Here is a 16895-nt window from a genome sequence, read left to right as displayed (position 1 = left end):
CCGGATCTCCGTTCTGCGTTCAAAGCACCTGCCGCTGATGACTTCCCATGCTCATCGACGCCGGCTGCTCTGCGTTTCCGGTGCATGCGCCGATGCGCGCGAAGAGGTCGTCCCATATGCGCAGGATCGCGCTCGCCGCGTAGCGCTCCCTGATCGACTGCGCGCCCTTGCGGGCGAGTTCCCCGCGCAAGGCTTCGTCGCCGAGCAATCGGGCCAACGCGTCCGCGAGCGCTTCGCGGTCGTTCGGCGGCACGAGCAGTGCGTCCTGCCCGTCGCGCGTGATGTCGCGCGGGCCGCTCGGGCAATCGACGGCCACCGCTGGCACGCCGAGCGCCATGCTTTCTGCAAGCGCGAGCCCGAAGCCTTCGAAACGCGATGACATCGCGAACGCTTGCGCGCGTCGCATTTCCAGCCACGGTTCGTTCGTCACGCCGGGCATGAACACGCGATCCTTGAGGCCGAGTTCATCGATTCGCGCCTGCAATAGAGCGCGTTCCGCGCCTTCGCCCCAGATCGTCAGGTCCCAGTGCGCAAAGCGTTGGGCCACCGATGCGAACGCATCGATCAGCAAGCCGTAGTTCTTCTGCGGATGCAGCCGCCCGAACGATACGAGGCGCAAGCGCCCATCCACGCTCGCAGCGGGCGCGGGCTGCGAGAAGAGTTCCGGCGGCAACGGATTCGGCAGGACGGTCATGTGCCGAACGCCCGGCACCATCGCGCGGAACGGTTCGACGACGTTCTCGGTCAGCACCGTGACGGCGTCCGCGTGGGGGTACGCAAGGCGCGTCGCGAGCTTCCAGAACGCTGAGCGGCCGTCGGCGGAAGGGTCGTTGTGCTCGCATACGATGAGCGGCACGCGCTGGCCCATCGTCGCAAGCACGCTCGCCACGTTGACGTTGTAGAGAAAAGAGACGACCACATCCGCGCGGCTTTCGCGTATCAGCGTGCGCAAGGCAAGCTGACGTTCGATATAACCGACTACGCCGCCGCGACGCTTGCCGACGCGATCGGCAAGATGAATGAAGCGCACCTTCTCCGACAGCGCATAGAAGCACGGACGCTTGCGGCTATACGTGGCGATCAGCGTGACATCGTCGCCGCGTTCGCTCCACGCATTGACGAGCGTGGCCGCGACGCGTTCGGCGCCGCCGCTTCCCATCGAGCTGACCAGCAGCGTGATGTTCATCGGACCGTGCCTCCGGTGAGATTGGCTGGCGGGACGCGCCGGGTGATCGTCATCGACACGAAGAACACTGTCGCGTGCATGAAGCCGGTCGCGACGAGCACGCCCGGCATGCCGATCCATCGCGTGAGCACCGCATTCGCGACAACCTTCACCGCGAAGCCGAGCGCCGTCACGATGGCCATGTCCTTGTAGCGGCCCTCGACCGACAGCAGGTTCATCATCACCAGCGACGCGAAGTAGAACGGCAACTGCACGAGCGCAAAGCGCATCAGGTCGGCGACGAGCACCGTGTTCTGTGCCGTGAACGCGCCCCGCTGGAACAGCACTTCGACGACCCACGGCGCAAGCGGATACGCGATGACCGCACCGGCCGCCCCCGCGCCGAGCGCGACCAGCGACCACTGGAACGCGGTATGACGCGCGCGATTGATGTCGTCCTTGCCGAGGATGTCGGACAGCACCGGCAGCGTGCCTTGCGCGATGGCGAGCGCGCCCATGCTCAGCAGCAGCCCGAACACGCGATTCGCATAGCCGAGCGTGGCGACGGCGCCATCGCCGAGATGCGCGACGAAATACTGGTCGATCGCGGGCGAGCAGCACACGACGAGCTGACCCAGCATATAGACGCGCACCGCGTGATAGATCGGCTGCCAGCGACGCGACCGGAACGTCAGGCTCAGGTGGCTGTACTGGCCATGCACCTTGCCCGCCAGCGGCCACAGCACGGCCACGAGCGCGACATAGCCGAGCAGCGTGCCGTACATGAGCGGCGTCATTGCGGTGTTGCCGGTGACGAACAGCACGAGAAGCAGCGTCATCACGGCGGGCAGGCCGTCGAGCAGCGTCGCGATGTGACGTTCGCGCGATTGCAGCCGCGTCGAATACGCGGTGATCACCATGATGAGCACGCCGATGGGCGCCATGACGACCATCATGTGATGCGCCATCTCGCGCGTCTGCACGGACAGATTGCCCGCCATGAAGTCGATGACGTATGGCCAGACGGTGTAGATGATCGCGGTGAACAGCACCCCGACGAGGATCGCCCACGCGAGCAGTTCGCCGAGAAAGCGCGTCTCTTCGTCGGTGGATTGACGGCGCAGATCGACGAACACCGGCACGAGCACGATCGCGAACACGGCCGAGCACGCGGCGGGCAGCCACGAGACGAGCGTCAGCGTGATCTGATAGGCATCGACCACGTTGCTGATGCCGTAGCGATATGCAATGACCATCTCCTTCGCCGCGCCCGCGCAACGCCCGAGCAGAACGAAGATGGCGACCCGTGCCATCCCTCGCGCCGCGCGCAGGTGATCCGGGTGGAGCTGCAAGAGGCGATTCTTCAGTGCAGCGAATTGTGAGATCAACGCATCGGCCTCATGTCCCGCTGCGTGCGGCCGAAAGCGCATGTGCGCCGATTGGCTCGCGATCAGCTTGGTCTGAAAGGAAGCGGATGTACCACGGCATGGCTCGTTCGACGCCTTCCGCGAAAGTCACCTTGCGCCCATAACCGAGCAGGCGCTCGGCTTTGGAAACATCGGCTTGCGAATGACGCACGTCGCCCGCGCGGAACGGCCCGTATTCGGCTCCCCGGCGGCTCTCTATCCCATGGTTCGCGAGTGCCCGCTTGAGTTCCTGATGCAACTGCCCGAGCGTCGTGCGATCGCCGACCGCGACGTTGTACACCTGGCCCTTAGCCTCTTGGTCCGCCGTAGCGGCGAGGATGTTCACCTGCACCACGTTGTCGATGAAGCAGAAGTCGCGGCTCGTTTCGCCATCGCCGTTGATGATGATGGCTTCGTCCTCGATGAGCGCGGCGGTCCACTTCGGAATCACCGCCGCGTAGGCGCCCTCGGGGTCCTGCCGCTTGCCGAACACGTTGAAATAACGCAGCCCCGTCGCATGAAAGTCATACGCGCGAGCGAAGACGGATGCATATAACTCGTTGGCATACTTCGTCACCGCGTACGGCGAGAGTGGTTGCCCGATGCGGTCTTCCACTTTCGGCAAGCCCGGATGGTCGCCGTAAGTCGAGCTCGAAGCCGCATACGTGAAGCTCTCGACCTGCGCATCGCGTGCGGCGCACAGCATGTTGAGGAAGCCGCTCAGGTTCACCTCGTGCGTCGCGATGGGATCGCGCACGGAACGCGGCACCGAGCCGAGCGCCGCTTCGTGCAGCACGTGATCGACGCCTTCGGTCGCGCGTCTGCAATCGTCGAGGCTGCGTATGTCGCCTTCGATGAAACGAAAGCGCCGCCATTGCCGCTCATCGACGACGCCGCGCACTTCATCGAGATTGCGCTGATGCCCGGTCGCGAAGTTGTCGAGTCCCACGACATGCTGATCGAGCGAGAGCAGCGCTTCCAGCAGATTCGAGCCGATAAAGCCGGCCACGCCGGTGACGAGCCATGTTCGCGGACGGGCGCGCAACGCTTCGCATACGGAGTCGTATCGGTCGGGCATCGGGTTCTCCGAACTTGCGGGCATCACAGGCGCAGGTCGCTGGCTTCGGCGGGAAGCACGTACTTGAGGTCATAGACCACGTGCTGATCCTTGCCGAACGCGTGCAGCGCCGCTGCGCCCATTTCCGCGAACTCGCGATGCGATACCGCGAGAACGATCGCGTCATACACGCCTTGGGCCGGCTCTTCGATTGGCTGGATGCCGTATTCGTGGAACGCGTCCTCGCGCGAAATCCAGGGGTCGTAGACATCGACGTTAGTGCCGTATTGCTTCAATTCGGTGACGATATCCACGACGCGCGAGTTGCGCATGTCCGGGCAGTTCTCCTTGAATGCGAGACCCATCACCAGCACGCGCGCGCCGGGAATATAGATGCGCGCCTTCGTCATCGCCTTGACGAGCTGAGACACCGCGTACGTGCCCATGCTGTCGTTGAGGCGCCGTCCCGCAAGGATGATCTCGGGGTTGTAGCCGATCGACTGCGCCATGTGCGTCAGATAATAAGGATCGACGCCGATGCAATGCCCGCCGACCAGCCCCGGCCTGAAGTTCAGGAAGTTCCACTTCGTGCCGGCTGCGAGCAGCACGGCTTCGGTATCGATGTTCATCTTGTTGAAGATGATCGACAGCTCGTTCACGAGCGCGATATTCACGTCGCGCTGCGTGTTCTCGATGGCCTTCGCCGCTTCGGCCACGCGGATGCTGCTGGCCTTGTGCGTGCCCGCCGTGATGATCTGACGATAGAGCGCATCAACCGCATCGGCGACTTCGGGCGTGGAGCCGGACGTGACCTTCTTGATATCGGGCAGGCGATGCAGCTTGTCGCCCGGATTGATGCGCTCGGGGCTATAGCCCGCGAAGAAGTCAACGTTGAAGCGCAGCCCCGACACGCGTTCGAGCACCGGCACGCATTCTTCTTCGGTCACGCCGGGATACACGGTCGATTCATAGATGACCACGTCGCCCGGTTTCAGCGCCGAACCGATGGTTTCGCTCGCCCGCAGCAACATGCCGAGGTCCGGGCGCTTGTGACGGTCGATCGGCGTCGGCACTGTCGCGATGAACACGGTGCAGTCCTTGAGCGCGGCGGGATCGTCGGTGAAGGCGAGGGATTCGGCGGCGCGCAGTTCGTCGTCCGCGACCTCGAGCGTCGCGTCGTGTCCTTCGCGCAGCGAGTCGATGCGATGGCGGTTCACATCGAATCCGACTACCTGATGATGCTTGCTGAACTCGACGGCGAGCGGCAGGCCGACATAGCCCAGGCCGATCACAGCGATTTTCTGGTCAGTAAGCGAACGCATGAAGGTCTCTCCAGTCTCGAAGCTACGCGTAGATAGGATGCTGCGGATGGCCTGCTTCGCGCGAAAAGCGCTTATTCGGGCGCGGATTCGTAGTTGTGCGCGACGTAGGCGCTGCTGCCATAGCGTCCCGCGAGCGCCTTGTTCGCCGTATGCAGCGAGACGCCGTTGAGCAGCACGCCGGTCACGCGCGCGCCGGTCTGGTTGAGCCGCTTCATCGACTCCTTGATCTCGCCGACGCGCGTCTGTCCATACAGGCCGACGAGGAAGATCGATGCCGCGGCAGGGGCGATCGCGCCGGCATCGGAGACCGCGAGCACGGCCGGCGCATCGACCAGCACGATGTCATAGAGCGATGACGCCTCCTGAATGACGTCGCGATACTTCGCGCTCAGCAGCAGCTCGGCCGGACTCGACGGATAAGGGCCGCCTTGCAGCACGTCGAGATTGGGCAGCACCTCGCGATGGATGGCGCCTTCGAGCGCATGCGTGCCGAGCAGGATGTTCGCGAGCCCCGGCCCTTGCGGAATCCCGAATTGCCGATGCAGATAGCCCTTGCGCAAGTCCGCATCGATCAGCAACACGCGCGTGCCGCCCGATGCGAGCACCGTCGCGAGATTCGCCGAAAGGAACGACTTGCCGACGCCCGGCAGCGGACCGGCGATCATCACCACGTTGTTGCGCGCCCCGACGAGCGTGAACTGCAGCGCGGAACGCAGGATGCGCAGTGCCTCCACAGTCGGGTCTTTCGGAAACTGCGACGCGAGCACCGCCTGACGCGGCGCCGTGCCGTTGACGACGCTGGAGAGCGCCGGCTGGCGCGCGCTCTGCGGAATCGTCGCGAACACGCTGAGGCCGGTCTCGATCTCGATCTCCTGCGTATCGGTGACGCCGCGGAAGATGCGGTCGAGCAGCATCGCGAGGCCGACGGCGAGGAACAGTCCGAGCGCGAGCCCGATCGCGATGGCCAGCCACTTGATCGGCTTGACCGGCAGCTCCGGCACGTCGGCGGTATCGATCAGTTGCACCGACGCCGCCTTGCCCGCCTTGATCAGCATCATCTCTTCGATGTTGTTGCGCAGCGCCGTATAAAGGTCCGTGCTTACGCGGACATTGCGCAAGAGACGCAGCGCGCCTTGCTCTTCCATCGGCATGGAGCGCGTGCGGTCGTTGAGCTTCGCGAGGAACTGTTCCGTTGCGGCGATCTGCTTGTCGATCGATGTGATGCGCGGGTGCGCGCTCGAAAACGTGGTCGTGAGATCGTCACGCGTATGGCGCAAGGACAGCAGTTGCGCGTTCGCATCGGCGGTCTGCTTCAGCAGCAGGCGATTGGTCTCGTCGGTATCGAGCATCGCGTTCTTGTCGCGATACGAGTTGTACGCGTTCTCCGCGTCTTCCATCTGACGCTTCAATACCGGCAACTGCTTTTGCAGATAGGTCAGCGAGTTTTCCGCGATCACCGCCTTACGATCGCCATTCAGCCTCACATACTGGCGTCCGATTTCGTTGATCGTCGCGGCGACCTGCACGGGGTCCGCGCTTTCCAGCGTCACCTTGAGCACGCTCGACTTGTTGCCCTGTTCGGAAATCTTGAGCTGGCTTTGAATCGCGTCGATGGTCAGTTGCCGCGAATAGTGAACGACATCGAAGCCCACGCCCGGGTTGCCCTTCATCGCGGTGACGAGCAGCCGCACGGGACCTTGCGGCGTCTGCACGAGCAGCACTTCGCCGACGGTGCCGACCACCGGCGTGCCGAGCGCGGGGTTGCTGAGCTCGTACTGGCCGTCCTTGCGCGCGATGACGATGAACTTCGCGCCTTCCAGCTGGCGCGGCACGTCGAAGTCGGGAACCGTGATCGATTCGTCACCCCACGCGTAGTTGCCGAAGCCGAAGAGGCCCGGCTCGGACAGCTTGCCGTCACGATGGGCGAGCCGGTTGCCGACCACCGGAAAACGCCGCGGATAGGCGCTGATATAGAGCTTGAGCGCATCGACGGCGCGCGAGACGACGAGCTTCGAACCGAGCACCTGGATTTCCCCTTCCGCCGACGAGCGGTCGTCCAGCGTCGGCAGCATGTTGCTGAGCGGATCGCCGGGGCGCGAATTGGAAACGTCCTTGTTGTCCTCGACCTTGATCAGGATCGCGGACTGATAGATGGGCGGGCTCAGATATGCGTAAGCGGCGCCGAGCAGCACGGTGAACACGACCACCACCGCAATCAATACGCGATGGTTGATCATCGTATCGATCAGCGACGCGAAGGGAATCTCATCGCCGTTATCCGAAGCGGCTTCGTCAGACGTTTTGACTTTGGAAATCATGTTGAGCAGGTCCCGGCGCGTGTGGTTGGCTCAAACGGATTGGGCACGTGTTGCGATGCTTTTCCCATTCAGTTTCATAAGGAAAGCAAATGATCGAAGCCCGGATGCGTGAGAGAAAATTGCGCGTGGTGAAACCGTATCAGCCTGCATTTTGCCGGTATGCGCGGAAGACCACATTGCGACCCGCGGTTGAGTTTCGGCAGTAAAAATTGATTGAGAAATAGATTAATGTGGGTATGCCTAATCTATTTCTCGTGACAGAAGCAAGCGCATTCAGTATCGGTGTTTATCCGTATCGGACATTTCATCTAAACATTCAGGCTTTCGTTGTCCAGATGAATACGTCCTGGCGTGTTTCCGCGCCATAGCCTATTTCTTCGGGCGCGTAGTCAACCGCCGAAGCGAAGCGGCGCTCGAGCAATGGCGATGAATCGAACACGTGTGCGCAAATGGGATTGAAGTAGATGACCGAGAACGCTTCGATCGAACCGCGCGTAAAGGCGGACGAAAGATTCTCGAGCAGCCGCGCCATCAGTTGCGCGCCGAAAGGATTGAACATGAAGACGACCAGCTTGCCCGGCGGAAAGTCGAGTTTGAGCGCATCGGCGGCATGAGCGCGCATCGGCACGCGGTCGGGAAAGCGTCGCGCGACGATCTGCGCATTGCGATTGGCGATATCGACGAGATGCGCGGCGAGGTCATAACCGATCACCGCGCGAAACGGAAACTCGGTGGCGACGATCATCGGCCGGCCCTTGCCGCAACCGATGTCGATGAAAGTGTGATCGCGCAAGTCGCCGAGTTGAGCGAGCGCGCATCGAATGAGGCTCGGTTGCGAGCCCATATAGGGAAAGCTCGTCGCATCGACGCCGTCACCGTAAATCGCTTCGGGCGGCTCGATGCCGCCGGTATTCGTGCCGAGCAAACGGTCGATGGGATGCGTGCGATAGCAGCCGGAATACACGACCCTGAGTATCGGCACGCGTTGCGCGTATTTGCGGATTGACGGCGCGAAGAGCAGCGTCTGCACCGAGTCCGGAAGCGATGCGACTGCAGCGATCAACGGCCATTTGATGCTGCGCTTCACGCGCGTCTTGAATCCGCTAATCGAAGACGTGTTCATTGCCGATGCCTCGGTGAGTGGTCGCAAGGGGATTGCTTACGGACGAACGGGATCAACGATTAGCCGGCAGCGCGCGGGCTTCGCACGTTATAGCTTTCAGTTACTTTCGTGAATGTGCCTTTGCGCACAGAGCGCTTCGGCACGCGGTTCGTGTGAGGAATGGATGCGTCGAATCGCAGTCCGTATCAAAGGCGGCGTCAGCGACGCAGCTCGCCCGGCCCCTTGCCGGTCCAGCGCTTGAGCGCGCGGCGGAAGTTCGCGGCATCGCTGAAGCCGAGCAGCATCGCGACGTCGTCGGTGCTCATCTTCGTGGTCTTGAGATATTCGAGCGCGAGCGAGCGGCGCACGTCATCGACGATAGCGAGGAACGACGTGCCCTCCGCTTCCAGACGCCGCCTGAGCGTACGCGTCGTCATGTTGAGCATCCGGGCCACGGCCTCCATGCCGGCGAAGGTGCCGGGCGTGCTCATCAGAATTTGATAGACCTCACCGGCAACGCCCGACGATGTCTTCGCCTGCCCGATCAGCCGGTCGCAGGTCTCCTGCAACAGCGTGGCCGTGAGCTTGTGCGCGAGCTGCGGCTTGCGGTCGAGAATCGTGCTGTCATAAATGAGCTCGCATTGCGGCTGGTCGAAGAAGCACGGACAGTCGAGATACTTCGAATACAGGTCGGCATGCGCGGGCGCGGGATAGGAGAAGCACGCCTTGACCGGCGGACAGCGGCTTCCGGCGACATCCTGAAGATGCGTGACATGCTGCGTGTACTGCTGCTCGATGATGAACTCGCGCAACTCGCGCGAAGGGCTCGACACGAACGCATCGGGGAAGGTCCAGACCATCCGGTCCGGATACTCGGTCCATTCGATCGCGACGGTCGGGGTCGCGAGACGGTGATACTTCACGCCGAGCTTGAAGTACTCACGCAGCGACAGGCAAGACATCAGCGCATACCCGTACATCCCGTAAGCCGACAGATGCAGCCGCGTGCCGACCTTGAACGGCGTGGCGGGATCGCACGATAGCGACACCGCGTTCCTGCATGCCGTCGCGTATTGCGCGACCGATGTCAGCACGGCGGCATCGTAAATCTGGTCGGGACGCACGTCGGTGCCGCGCAGGGTGTCGGCGGGCGCGATGCCCTGCTCCGCCAGCACTTCCACCAGCGCGGCGATCTTGTAAGGCGCGTAGATGCGCTCGTTGTACGGCGGGCGGCTCGTTGCCACGGCATCTCTCTTCGCTGCTGTGAGCGGGATTGCGCGTTGTCCTCGGCGGACTTTCGCGTGTCCGAAAATGACCTTACCAGCGCGATGCTATCCCACTAATATCGCTCTCACAAGATGTCACGCGCGACGAATGCGCGGCATGGACGATAGGGACGGAGGGACGCCAGATGAACACCAAGGGCCGCAAGGTCATCATTTCGTGCGCGGTCACAGGGGCCACCCACGTGCCGTCGATGTCGGAGCATCTGCCGCTCACGCCATCGGATATCCGCACGCAGGCCATCGAAGCCGCCGAAGCCGGCGCGGCCATCATCCATCTTCATGCACGCGATCCGCAGGACGGACGCCCCACGCCGAACCCGGATATCTTCCGGCAGTTCGTGCCGCAGATCGCCGAAGCGACCGATGCGGTCATCAACATCACGACAGGCGGCAGCACGCGCATGACGCTCGGCGAGCGCCTGGCGTATCCGCTGCTCGCGGCGCCTGAAATGTGCTCGCTCAACATGGGCTCGATGAACTTTTCGATTCACCCGCTCGCCTCGAAGATTTCGTCGTGGCGTTATGGCTGGGAGAAGGATTACGTCGAAGGCATGGAGGACATGATCTTTCGCAATACCTTCCGGGATATCAGGCACATCTTGCTCGAACTCGGCGGCAAGGGCACGCGGTTCGAGTTCGAATGCTACGACCTCGGGCATCTCTACAACCTCGCGCATTTCGTCGATGAAGGGCTCGTGAAGCCGCCGTTTTTCATCCAGTCCGTGTTCGGGATTCTCGGCGGCATGGGCGCGGACCCCGAGAACATGACCGTGATGCGTTCGACGGCCGACCGTCTGTTCGGACGCGAGAACTACCAGTTCTCCGTGCTCGGCGCGGGGCGGCATCAGATGTCGCTCGTCACGATGGGCGCGATCATGGGCGGCAACGTGCGCGTCGGTCTCGAAGACAGCGTGTATATCGCGAAGGGCGTGAAGGCGGAATCAAACGCGCAACAGGTGCGCAAGATCCGGCGGATTCTCGAGGAACTGTCGTTCGACATCGCGACGCCCGACGACGCGCGCGAGATGCTCGGCCTGAAGGGCCGCGACAAGGTCACGCCATGACCTGACATCGAACGAGGCATAACGATAAAGACATATACGGAGACACCATGACATCCCTATCGATCGACGAAACTCACCGCATCGCCACACGCAAGGCGATGCTGCGCCTCATCCCGCTGATGTGCGCGATCTACTTCATGTCTTTCCTCGACCGCACGAACGTTGCGCTCGCGAAGGCGCAACTCGCGGCCGACGTGGGCATCAGCGCGGCGGCGTTCGGACTCGGCTCGGGCATCTTCTTCATCGGCTATGCGCTGCTCGAAGTGCCGAGCAACCTGGCCGCGCATCGCGTGGGGCCGCGACGGTGGATCGCGCGGATCGCAGTCACGTGGGGCATCCTGTCCACCGCGATGATGTTCGTGCAGGGCGTGTGGTCGTTCTATGTGCTGCGCGTGCTGCTCGGCATCGCGGAAGCCGGGCTCTTTCCCGCACTGATGTACATGGTCACGTTGTGGTTCGCGCCGAAGGACCGCCCCGTTGCGGTCGGCTGGATCTACACCGCGCCCGCGCTCGCCTTGATGCTCGGCAATCCGCTCGGCGGCGCGCTGATGCAACTCGGCGGCATCGGCGGGCTGCACGGCTGGCAGTGGATGTTCATGATCGAAGGCATTCCGAGCGTCATCGTGGGCATCGTGCTGTTCTTCAAGCTGCCGGAGCGGCCGCGCAATGCACGCTGGCTCTCGAAAGAAGAAGTCGATGCGCTCGAACAGCGCGCCGTCATCGATGCACAGGGGCATCCCGAACTCACGTCGGCAGACTGGATCGCTGCGCTGAAGCGCCCGACGACCGTGCTCATCGGGCTCATCTACTTCCTGAACCAGGTGGCGTTCGTCGGCCTGTATTTCTTCACGCCCGCGATGATCCAGCAGATGCAGATCAAGACGCCCTTCATCGTCGGTCTGCTGTCGAGCAGCGTCGGCATCGGGTTTCTGCTGGGCGTGCTGATCCTGCCGCGCATTCATCGGCGCTATGGGAACGACTGCGTCTATCTCGGCGTGCTGACTGCGGGACTGGTCGCCGGCGCTTGCGCGTTCGTCGCGACGGCAAGCCCGGCGGCGCGCATGGTGCTGCTCGCGGTGACGGCATTCTTCGCGGGCGGCGTGCTGCCTTCGTACTGGGCCATCGCGATGAAGCGCCTGCAAGGCATTCAGGCCGCGGCGGGACTGGCGTTCATCAACACGATCGGCTTGATCGGCGGATTCGTCGGCCCGTATCTCTTCGGCATGACCGAGACGGCGACGGGACGCAGCGATTCGGGCTTCATGGTGATCGTCGTCGCATCGGTGCTCGGCCTGCTGCTGGTACCCTTGCTGGGTCGCGCAATCAGGCGCGAAGCGGCCCCGCGGCCGGCCGTCGGCGCGGCCGCGGGTGCCCACTCATGAACGTATGACCAACGACCAGGGTTGAGACGATGCGGTTACAAGGAAAAATAGCGATCATCACCGGAGCGGGACAAGGCATCGGCGCGGCGACGGCACTGAAGTTCGCACGCGAAGGCGCGATCGTCGCGGCGTGCGATCTGAACAACGATGCCGTGACGCGTGTCGCCGATGCATGCCGCGAGGCGGGCGGACAGGCGAGTGCGTTTTGCATCGACATGTCGGATCGCGCGCGCGTTGACGAGATGGTGGCGACGGTGCGCGAGCAGTACGGACGGATCGACGTGCTCGTGAACAACGCCGGCATCACGCGCGATGCGCGCTTGCAGAAGATGACGCTCGAGCAGTTCGATGCGGTCATCGACGTGAATCTGCGCGCCGTGTTTCATGCGACGCAGGCCGTGGCGGACCACATGGTGGCGCAGCGCGCGGGCGTGATCCTGAATGCGAGTTCGGTCGTCGGCATCTACGGCAACTTCGGGCAGACCAATTACGCCGCCGCGAAGTTCGGCGTGATCGGTTTCACGAAGACGTGGAGCCGCGAGCTGGGGCCGAAGGGCGTGCGCGTGAATGCGGTCGCGCCGGGGTTCATCGACACGCCCATTCTCGCCACCATGCCCGAGGAAGTGCTCGCGAAGATGCGTGCGCAAGTGCCGCTCGGGCGTCTCGGCAAGCCCGAGGAAATCGCGAACATTTATGCGTTCCTCGCGAGCGACGAAGCGAGCTATATCAACGGCGCGGTGATCGAAGCGTCGGGCGGCATGACGCTCTGATTTTCAAAAGGCATCGGCAGTATGAATACATTCGATCTGTTGAAGCCCGCGCCAGGACTGCGCGTGGTCGTGTCGGGCGCGGCGCGAACCTCATAGTGATTGTGGACGGCGCTTAGTCTCACGGAAGATGAGCGAGCAGCCGATCTTTCAGATTGGGGGGTAATGTGATTGAGCTGAAGTGGACACCGTTCTCGTCGCCATCCCCGTATTTCAGCCTGCCATCCTCCCAATACAACCGGGCAGGGTCGTCGCCGTAGCTCCAGAACGTCCTTTCTGCCAGCAAGCTCGACTCATCCGCCGTCAACACGCGCAACACCACTCGACCGCCCGAATAGCATGTTCGCGCGACGTATCGCGAAGTCGGAGACACCGACTTCGCGCACTTGGCGGTGACAATCCGTGCGCGCGTCCGAGCTTCTAGCGAGTAGTTGATGACGATGGTTGCCACTACAAGCAGCAAGATCGCAAGCAGAGTTCGCTTCACCGTTTCCCGCAGTCCATGTTTCACTGAATAGTAGGCTACGGCGATTACGATGGTCGCCGCGATGAATATAAGAGCCACGATTGCCCGCGTCACCGCATAGTTTCCGATTCCCTGCATCAGAATTTCACCGCCAGTGGGGGATTAAGCCTGATCGTCTCGTAATCCGTGAAGATCACGAAGTCGCCGCCGCGCTTATGTGTGCGTTGCCAATCACGATACGATGAGTTATAGACCGGGTAATAAACATTCCCGCGCTTGCGCGGATCGGCAACGGCCACCGCTGCTTTGGCCCAAAGCGAGTTAAAGTTCACCTCATCGGGAGGCTGAAGTTCGCCCACCCCCGGCAGATGCCAGCTAAGTATGCTCATCGCGATGTTATAGGGAACAACGATGATGCGGTCTCGATTCCAGTGACCGAGATACTGCGAGTCATCGCCCGCCTTATCTGTGAACGTATAGTTGTCTCTCACATAAACCACCACGCTCGATATCGATGCTTCAGTTCCGTTCCAATTAAATCGGACGTCACTGGGCGCGGCGTAGATATTGAACGACCCCAACGCACCTGTCAGATCATCAGGAACGCCCCGAAATGCGTATTCTCTATTCGCGAATTGCCGTATTTTTTGATTGAACGACGACTCGACGGAGCGATATTGATATTGGAAGCGCTTATGCGTTTCGATGAGGCTGCCGTTACACAGAGCGAGCGTGTTGAAACAACGGTCCGCCGCACGAAAAGGAGCCAAAATGCTTTGCAAACCGTCCAGTGCCCGAGGCGAGGCTAGCACGCTTCGGCTCAACAGTTGATCATGGGCTTCTTTGGCGCGCGGAAAACTCAGTACCCAATCGAGCTTAACCATCGACATTTCATACATCGACGGCGGATACGGGTTGCCGTCTTGATTTACCAGCGCCTTTTCATCGTCCTCAGTCGGCGAATAATTGAGTGCGCCAGCGAACCATCGTTCCATGAGCTTGGCCGACATCGGCATATTCACCATGCGCATCGCCCCAGGGATCTCCTGCAAATCGAACGGCGGAATTTGAATCGCTGGTTTCGGCGGAGCAGGCGGGCGCGCCTTCGGCGGCTCGTGGAAGAAATCGTAGACCTTCTGAAGAGTGTCGATAAAAGCGATTGCCGGGTCAGGCTTTGCGAGAGGAGGGGGCGGTGGCGGCGGTGCAACGTGGAACTGGCAGTCGGGCGGTTGGCGCTGAAGGGAAACGTTCAAGCCAAGAATGGCGTTGCATCCGTCGCGCCGTTTCCAGCGTCGCAGGAAGTCGGAACTGTAGTATGGAATCGTAAAGTCGGAAATTCGCACCGGGTCTCTCTCGCAGATTTTCTTATTACGAATACCTTATCAACGCCGTCTCGGTTTTCAGTTCCTTCCGACTGTCATTTTTGTGGGCATCATCGCGATGGCGTCGGTGGCCGGGCGGCTCGGCTATGCCTTCCGCACGCCTTACGCGGCGACGAAACGGGCCATCGTCGGGCTCGTGAAGTCGCTTGCCGTCGAACTCGGCCCGAGCGATATCCGCGTCAACGCGATCCTTCCCGGCGTCGTCGAGGGCGAGCGCATGGATCGCGTGATCGCGGCGCGGGCGGAATCGCTCGGCATCGGTTTCGATGAAATGCGCGCGCAGTACCTGCAGCGCATTTCGCTGCGACGCATGGTGACCGTCAACGATATCGCCGCAATGGCCCTATTCCTCGCATCGCCGGCGGCGCGAAACATCACGGGGCAGGCCATCAGCGTGGATGGCAACGTCGAGTACCTGTAAATCAGCAGACGATTGACGCCGCATTCACCTCCCTCAACTTCTCCATTGCGATGCCGAAATAGCGGTGTAACCGATTGCGCCATGCGCCCCTTATGCGTTACAACAATCCGACCATAAGGGCGCTCGACGCTGGCACACACCGCCGCACGCGTTGACACGCTGGCGCGGCAATTCATCTTGGAGACGGGGGAATGAGGGTTCGGGCAACGGCGCTGCTGGTGCGCCAACACGCGGTGCTGCTGGTGAAGGAACGTGGCGGCCCGTGGTTTCTGCCGGGAGGCGATCTCCGGCCGGGCGAACTGGCGATGGCCGCCGCAATCCGCGAGCTGCACGAAGAAACATGCGTCGAAGCAAGCGCGGCCGCTTTCCTGTGGCAGCACGTGTCGGCTCATCACATGCATCAGGTCTTCCGCGTCGCGATTCCCGCCGATGCCCGTCCGCGTGCGAACGTGCGTGCCGGCATCGACGATGTACGCTGGGTCGAACTATCGCAGCTCGCGCGGATGTCGGTGACGCCCGGCACCCGTGCGATCCTCGAACGCGCGGCCGGCGTGACCGGCACGGTGTCGCGGCCCGACTGGCGCGGCGGCGCGGGGGCGTCGCCGGGTTTCTGAGGATTCGGCGCTTGCGTTAGGATCGGTTTATGCGCGGGGCATCGCGCTTCACGGGAATTGTCTCCGCAGCGCGGAGACAATCATCACCGCCGATCCGAACCTGCTCCATGACCGACCTCATTCCTTCCTCCCTTTTCGATGAAGTCAGACGGCTGATCGATTCAGCGCGCGAACGCGCTGCCGCCGCCGTCAACGCCGAACTGACGCTGCTCTACTGGCAGGTTGGCAACCGGGTCCGCGCCGAAGTGCTGCGCGGCGAGCGGGCCGAATATGGCCGGCAAGTCGTCGCGACGCTGGCGCACGAACTGAGCACCCGCTATGGCCGCGGCTGGAGCGACAAGCAGCTGCGCCACTGCATCCGCCTCGCCGAAGTCTTCGCCGACGAGGCGAGTGTCTCCGCAGTGCGGAGACAATTGAGCTGGACGCACCTCAAGACGCTCATCTATATCGACGATCCGCACAAGCGCGACTTCTACATCGAACTGGCGCGCGTCGAACGCTGGTCGTCGCGGCAGTTGCAGGAACGCATCCAGTCGATGCTGTTCGAGCGCAGCGCCATCTCCCGCAAACCGCAGGACGCCATCGCGCACGATATCGCCGTCATGCGCGACGAAGGCCGCCTCACACCCGAAACGCTGCTAAAAGACCCGTATGTGCTCGATTTTCTCGGGCTCAACGACCACTATCTCGAAAAAGACCTCGAAGACGCGATTCTCCGGGAGATGGAGCAATTTCTGCTCGAACTCGGCGCCGGTTTCACGTTCGTCGCGCGGCAGAAGCGCCTGCAGATCGACGAGGACGATTTCTACATCGACCTGCTGTTCTACAACCGCAAGCTGCGCAGGCTCGTCGCCATCGAACTGAAGCTCGGCGCGTTCAAGGCCGAATACAAGAGCCAGATGGAGCTGTATCTGCGCTGGCTCGCAAGGCACGAACAGGAACCCGACGAGTTGCCGCCGCTCGGCATCATCCTGTGCGCGGGCAAGAAACAGGAGCAGATCGAGCTGCTGGAGCTGGACAAGAGCGGCATCCACGTCGCGGAGTATCTGACGGTGCTGCCGCCGCGCGAGACGCTGGAAGCGAAGCTGCAGCAGTCGATCGCGGCGGCGCGATCCCGGCTGCTCGAAAAAAATGTGGAATAAG

14 protein-coding genes and 1 pseudogene are annotated in these 16895 nt (G+C 62.2%); 6 read left to right on the top strand and 9 right to left on the bottom strand.

The features are described from left to right. Positions 1-19: 19 nt before the first annotated feature. From P9255_RS09200 to P9255_RS09170, 7 genes are all read right to left on the bottom strand, one after another. A complete protein-coding gene (locus P9255_RS09200; RefSeq protein ID WP_309767308.1) occupies positions 20-1186 on the bottom strand; it encodes a glycosyltransferase family 4 protein in 1167 nt (388 codons plus the stop codon). Then, positions 1183-2478, bottom strand: a complete 1296-nt coding sequence (murJ, locus tag P9255_RS09195) for a lipid II flippase MurJ (protein WP_309767310.1) — start codon at positions 2476-2478, stop codon at positions 1183-1185. The genes P9255_RS09200 and murJ overlap by 4 nt, the downstream gene beginning before the upstream one ends. Positions 2479-2563: 85 nt before the next feature. Continuing rightward, the gene (locus P9255_RS09190; RefSeq protein WP_309767312.1) at positions 2564-3649 is read right to left on the bottom strand and encodes an SDR family oxidoreductase; all 1086 of its coding nucleotides are present in this window, start codon (positions 3647-3649) and stop codon (positions 2564-2566) included. Between the two features lie 23 nt (positions 3650-3672). Further along, complete coding sequence (tviB, locus tag P9255_RS09185) at positions 3673-4950, bottom strand: Vi polysaccharide biosynthesis UDP-N-acetylglucosamine C-6 dehydrogenase TviB (protein ID WP_309767313.1); 1278 nt, start codon at positions 4948-4950, stop codon at positions 3673-3675. A 71-nt stretch (positions 4951-5021) separates the two neighbouring features. Continuing rightward, entirely contained in the window at positions 5022-7268 is a 2247-nt protein-coding gene (locus P9255_RS09180; RefSeq protein WP_309767315.1) for a polysaccharide biosynthesis tyrosine autokinase, read from the bottom strand. A gap of 316 nt (positions 7269-7584) precedes the next feature. Then, positions 7585-8391: a class I SAM-dependent methyltransferase gene (locus tag P9255_RS09175; RefSeq protein WP_309767317.1), complete on the bottom strand. Its 807-nt coding sequence runs from the start codon at positions 8389-8391 to the stop codon at positions 7585-7587. 197 nt (positions 8392-8588) lie between these two features. Next, a complete protein-coding gene (locus tag P9255_RS09170; RefSeq protein WP_309767319.1) occupies positions 8589-9614 on the bottom strand; it encodes an AraC family transcriptional regulator in 1026 nt (341 codons plus the stop codon). Between the two features lie 167 nt (positions 9615-9781). On the opposite strand from P9255_RS09170, the gene P9255_RS09165 reads away from it, so the two are divergent. Genes P9255_RS09165 through fabG form a run of 3 tightly spaced genes read left to right on the top strand, consistent with a single transcriptional unit; the run spans position 9782 to position 12872 of the window. Beyond that, complete coding sequence (locus P9255_RS09165) at positions 9782-10720, top strand: 3-keto-5-aminohexanoate cleavage protein (protein ID WP_309767321.1); 939 nt, start codon at positions 9782-9784, stop codon at positions 10718-10720. Between the two features lie 47 nt (positions 10721-10767). After that, positions 10768-12102, top strand: a complete 1335-nt coding sequence (locus P9255_RS09160) for an MFS transporter (protein ID WP_309767323.1) — start codon at positions 10768-10770, stop codon at positions 12100-12102. A 29-nt stretch (positions 12103-12131) separates the two neighbouring features. Then, positions 12132-12872, top strand: coding sequence for a 3-oxoacyl-[acyl-carrier-protein] reductase (gene fabG / locus P9255_RS09155; protein WP_309767325.1), 741 nt, complete (start codon positions 12132-12134; stop codon positions 12870-12872). Between the two features lie 118 nt (positions 12873-12990). Here the strand turns inward: fabG and P9255_RS09150 are convergent, their stop codons facing one another. Both P9255_RS09150 and P9255_RS09145 read right to left on the bottom strand, forming a co-directional pair. Then, a complete protein-coding gene (locus P9255_RS09150; protein ID WP_309767327.1) occupies positions 12991-13473 on the bottom strand; it encodes a hypothetical protein in 483 nt (160 codons plus the stop codon). Continuing rightward, positions 13473-14678 (bottom strand): DUF6402 family protein, encoded by a 1206-nt coding sequence (locus P9255_RS09145; RefSeq protein WP_309789393.1) that lies wholly within the window; start codon positions 14676-14678, stop codon positions 13473-13475. Before P9255_RS09145 ends, P9255_RS09150 begins: the two co-directional genes overlap by 1 nt. 85 nt (positions 14679-14763) lie before the next feature. Between P9255_RS09145 and P9255_RS09140 the strand changes: the two are divergent. From P9255_RS09140 to P9255_RS09130, 3 genes and pseudogenes are all read left to right on the top strand, one after another. Further along, positions 14764-15138, top strand: a pseudogene (locus P9255_RS09140) (SDR family oxidoreductase); the annotation flags it as partial. A gap of 191 nt (positions 15139-15329) precedes the next feature. Then, positions 15330-15752: an NUDIX domain-containing protein gene (locus tag P9255_RS09135; RefSeq protein WP_309767332.1), complete on the top strand. Its 423-nt coding sequence runs from the start codon at positions 15330-15332 to the stop codon at positions 15750-15752. 107 nt (positions 15753-15859) lie between these two features. Beyond that, positions 15860-16894, top strand: coding sequence for a PDDEXK nuclease domain-containing protein (locus tag P9255_RS09130; protein ID WP_309767334.1), 1035 nt, complete (start codon positions 15860-15862; stop codon positions 16892-16894). Position 16895 lies beyond the last annotated feature (1 nt).

Source organism: Caballeronia sp. LZ019 (assembly GCF_031450825.1).
GTDB lineage: Bacteria > Pseudomonadota > Gammaproteobacteria > Burkholderiales > Burkholderiaceae > Caballeronia.
This window is presented reverse-complemented; position numbering and strand designations above follow the sequence as displayed.

Coding starts and splice junctions, on each gene's coding strand:
- P9255_RS09200 (WP_309767308.1), bottom strand. CDS start 1,186: ATGAACATCACGCTGCTGGTCAGCTCGATGGGAAGCGGCGGCGCCGAA.
- murJ (WP_309767310.1), bottom strand. CDS start 2,478: ATGGCACGGGTCGCCATCTTCGTTCTGCTCGGGCGTTGCGCGGGCGCG.
- P9255_RS09190 (WP_309767312.1), bottom strand. CDS start 3,649: ATGCCCGACCGATACGACTCCGTATGCGAAGCGTTGCGCGCCCGTCCG.
- tviB (WP_309767313.1), bottom strand. CDS start 4,950: ATGCGTTCGCTTACTGACCAGAAAATCGCTGTGATCGGCCTGGGCTAT.
- P9255_RS09180 (WP_309767315.1), bottom strand. CDS start 7,268: ATGATTTCCAAAGTCAAAACGTCTGACGAAGCCGCTTCGGATAACGGC.
- P9255_RS09175 (WP_309767317.1), bottom strand. CDS start 8,391: ATGAACACGTCTTCGATTAGCGGATTCAAGACGCGCGTGAAGCGCAGC.
- P9255_RS09165 (WP_309767321.1), top strand. CDS start 9,782: ATGAACACCAAGGGCCGCAAGGTCATCATTTCGTGCGCGGTCACAGGG.
- P9255_RS09160 (WP_309767323.1), top strand. CDS start 10,768: ATGACATCCCTATCGATCGACGAAACTCACCGCATCGCCACACGCAAG.
- fabG (WP_309767325.1), top strand. CDS start 12,132: ATGCGGTTACAAGGAAAAATAGCGATCATCACCGGAGCGGGACAAGGC.
- P9255_RS09150 (WP_309767327.1), bottom strand. CDS start 13,473: ATGCAGGGAATCGGAAACTATGCGGTGACGCGGGCAATCGTGGCTCTT.
- P9255_RS09135 (WP_309767332.1), top strand. CDS start 15,330: ATGAGGGTTCGGGCAACGGCGCTGCTGGTGCGCCAACACGCGGTGCTG.
- P9255_RS09130 (WP_309767334.1), top strand. CDS start 15,860: ATGACCGACCTCATTCCTTCCTCCCTTTTCGATGAAGTCAGACGGCTG.